This is a genomic window from Anabaena sp. UHCC 0399 (assembly GCF_034931465.1).
In the GTDB taxonomy this organism is placed as follows: domain Bacteria; phylum Cyanobacteriota; class Cyanobacteriia; order Cyanobacteriales; family Nostocaceae; genus Trichormus; species Trichormus minutissimus.
Genome location: NZ_JAYGGZ010000113.1, coordinates 1 through 2,468, shown reverse-complemented (window position 1 = coordinate 2,468; position 2,468 = coordinate 1). Strand labels below are relative to the sequence as shown.

5 protein-coding genes are annotated in these 2,468 nt (G+C 39.7%); 4 read left to right on the top strand and 1 reads right to left on the bottom strand.

Annotation, left to right across the window (positions count from 1 at the left end):
• Positions 1-629: Rpn family recombination-promoting nuclease/putative transposase (locus VB693_RS28920; RefSeq protein ID WP_323269278.1), on the bottom strand; the 629-nt coding region annotated here is incomplete at its 3' end.
• 77 nt (positions 630-706) lie between these two features.
• Between VB693_RS28920 and VB693_RS28915 the strand changes: the two genes are divergently transcribed.
• The 4 genes from VB693_RS28915 to VB693_RS28905 form a co-directional block, all read left to right on the top strand.
• On the top strand, positions 707-1,564 hold the full coding sequence (locus VB693_RS28915; protein ID WP_323269277.1) for an ABC transporter ATP-binding protein: 858 nt from the start codon (positions 707-709) through the stop codon (positions 1,562-1,564).
• The gene (locus VB693_RS29160; RefSeq protein ID WP_416233438.1) at positions 1,516-1,698 is read left to right on the top strand and encodes an ATP-binding cassette domain-containing protein; all 183 of its coding nucleotides are present in this window, start codon (positions 1,516-1,518) and stop codon (positions 1,696-1,698) included. Before VB693_RS28915 ends, VB693_RS29160 begins: the two co-directional genes overlap by 49 nt.
• Positions 1,640-1,768, top strand: a complete 129-nt coding sequence (locus VB693_RS28910; RefSeq protein ID WP_323269276.1) for a hypothetical protein — start codon at positions 1,640-1,642, stop codon at positions 1,766-1,768. The genes VB693_RS29160 and VB693_RS28910 overlap by 59 nt, the downstream gene beginning before the upstream one ends.
• A partial coding sequence (locus VB693_RS28905) for a TonB-dependent receptor (protein ID WP_323269279.1) occupies positions 1,728-2,468 on the top strand: 741 nt, incomplete at its 3' end. The genes VB693_RS28910 and VB693_RS28905, both read left to right, overlap by 41 nt.

Below are 2,468 nucleotides of genomic sequence, written 5' to 3'. Positions count from 1 at the left end.
TTTGTTTGTTTCAAATCGCCTAATCCTAACATTGCCTGAATCTCCGCTTGACTCTTTTGAGGAAACTTATAAACAATGATTGTCTCTATTAATTCTACTAATTTTCTCCTGACTTGTTCATCAGGAACTTGTCTACTCCTCTCAATTAAACTCCGAGCTTTTACACTCGCCTGTTCTGGTGGTTCAACTACCAATGTAAGAGTTCCTAAACCAATTGATTGATGAGTTAAGTCTCTCAACTCATCTAGGTAAATTACTTGCACTCGTTGACTTTCAAAAAACTCCCAATAGCGTATCGGGATACCAGGATCGAGGCGGCGACTCATCCAAATAACAGTTCCTCGCCAATCGTTGCGTATTTCTGTCTTATGCAGATACATAAAAATTTCCGTGAGGAGACGGGAATAAAGTCCGGTATCTGGTTGAAACTGAAATTCAGTGAAATGAATGGGACGTTCTAAATCTGGTTGTTTGGGTAAAAATGCCCCATCAATCCGAAAAGCCGTTTGCTTGACTTCTACTGATAAAAATTCATAGGCTTCTGCTTCCACTGGAGATTGACCGAGCAATTCAAAGAAAACGCCAGGAAATGTTTTGAACAGTCGATGGAGAATTGAATCAGTTTTCACACACCAAAAAAGCTACATAGGTAAATCAATATATCAAAATATATTCGCATTAAATAGGCATAATTAAAGCGTAAAATATGAAAATTGGACTACGGCAATACTGGAATTTACTTGTTGATTATCTCAAGCCGCAAAAGGGGAGAGTGATCAAATTCGCGATCGCACTCTTAGCCAGCATCCGACTACAATTAGTCAACCCGCAAATTCTCCGCTATTTCATAGACACAGCCGTAGCTGGTGGTTCTGGGCGAAACTTACTTTTAGCCGCCTTACTATTTATAGCTGTAGCTGTCATCACTCAACTCATCACCATTATTGCTACATACTACGGCGAAAACGTCGCTTGGAGAGCTACCAACGCCTTACGGGCTGACTTAGTTGAGCATTGTTTGAAACTAGATTTATCCTTTCATAAATACACTACACCCGGTGAATTACTAGAGAGAGTAGACGGAGATGTTCACACTCTTTCGCAATTCTTTTCCAATTTCAGCATTTACATCTTGGGCAATTTGCTATTGATGTTAGGTGTAATTTTAGTGCTATTTGCCGAAGATTGGCGTGCAGGTTTAGCGATCGCCTTTTTTGCCCTAATAGCCTTATCTACTTTGATACGTCTGCGTTCCATAGCCGTTCCCTATTGGAGAACTTATTGCCAAATTAGTGCCGATTTTTTTGGTTTCGTGGGCGAACAACTCGTTGGGATGGAAGACATCCGCGCTAATGGTGCTAAAAGCTATGTGATGCAACGCTTCCACAAAATTTTGCAAGGCTGGCTACCTGTATATCATCAAGCCCGTTTTGCCAGCACTATTCTTTGGGCGACAACCAACGGTATCTTTACTTTAGGAACTGCGATCGCCTTAAGCGTCGGTGCTTACCTTTGGTGGTACTGCAAGACATATCTTTTAATTTACCTGCGGGACAACTATTAGGTTTATTAGGGCGGACAGGTAGCGGCAAATCTTCCCTAGCGCAGTTATTATACAGGAATAATCATTGCCCATCGTTTGGCAACTGTAGAAAGAGCCAACCAAATATTAATTTTAGAACAAAGTCGAGTTATTGAATATGGTCAGCGTGAAAAATTAATTAAAAATCCTCGTTTATGGCGCACCAGCACCAACACCTCTGAATAGAGATAATTATGAATATGGTGGAAATAATATTGCAGTCTATTTCCAGAATTTATTGGAAATAACACCACAAATAAAATTACTTGCTGGTGGTCGTTTTGATACTGTTGATTCAGTTTATCGAGATATCCCAACCGGTACAATTTATGATGAGACTTCAGACTCTAAGTTTTCGCCAAGACTAGGGTTAGTTTATCAACCTACTGATTCCACATCAATTTATACTAGTTGGACAAATTCCTTCAACCCACAAATATTTGGCAAAGACCGAAATAATGAGCCTTCTAAACCGGAAACGGCAGAGCAATTTGAAGTAGGAATTAAGCAGGAATTTTTGAATAAGCGTCTGTCAGCAACTTTAGCTTATTTTGATATTACCAAGAAAAATGTTTTGACCACAGACCCAGAAGACGATAACTTTAGCATTCAAACAGGGGAACAAAAAAGTCGAGGTGTAGAGTTAGATGTTGTTGGGGAAATTCTCCCTGGCTGGAAAATTATTGGGACGTATACTTACACTGATTCTTATATCAGCCAAGATAATGACTCATCATTAGTTAATAATAGGTTAGTTGGTGTACCTTACAACAGTGCAAGTTTATGGACTACCTATGAACTGCAACAAGGTAACTTGCAGGGTTTAGGATTAGGACTTGGTGTTGTTTACATTGGCGAACGAGAGGCAAGTTTACCCAATAATCTG